General features: G+C 58.0%; 1 protein-coding gene. It reads right to left on the reverse strand.

Annotated elements, in window-relative coordinates; all coding sequences use genetic code 11:
• Window positions 1-263: 263 nt before the first annotated feature.
• Window positions 264-553 (reverse strand): cupin domain-containing protein (locus BN2476_RS45115; RefSeq protein WP_143811268.1); only part of this gene is annotated, 290 nt, incomplete at its 5' end.

A 553-nucleotide genomic window follows, 5' to 3' on the forward strand; every position in this document is an offset into this window, starting at 1 on the left:
TATGTCAACGAATCAAAAAGGCCGGATGAACCAGGGTTTTCGAGGGGTATCAAGGACAAGCGCCGATCTCTGGGGTACGAGTCGGGGTGTCAAACTGGACACCCCGCATGGCCTGCAGAGCCAGCACCACTGGATAGAACCGCCAGGAGATCAGCGCTTCGAACCACGAAGTAAGCGGCGCACCGCGAGTGAATGCGCAGCGTCGCTACTGTGTCATGCGCAACCATAAGTTGCTGCTGCCACGGCGGATCTTGCACCGATGCTCAGGATTCCGAACCGACAGCGTGCCCGTACATAATGATCGTAATGAAGCGGATCGGCAGTTTGATCAAGCGCTCTGGCCCATGCGGAACCGATCCGCGAAACGTGAATGCGTCGCCGGGCTGCAGCAGGTAGCTGCGATTGCCGTGCCGATACTCGATCTTGCCCTGCAGCATGTAGATGAATTCAGTGCCCGGATGCTCGAACGTCGGGAAGATCTCGGACTCGTCATCCATCGTGATGAGGAACGGCTCGAACAGCTTGGCCGGCCCCTGATCGTAGGCGAGCAGAT

Origin of the sequence: Paraburkholderia piptadeniae (genome assembly GCF_900007165.1) — a bacterium.
GTDB classification, from domain to species: Bacteria; Pseudomonadota; Gammaproteobacteria; order Burkholderiales; family Burkholderiaceae; genus Paraburkholderia; species Paraburkholderia piptadeniae.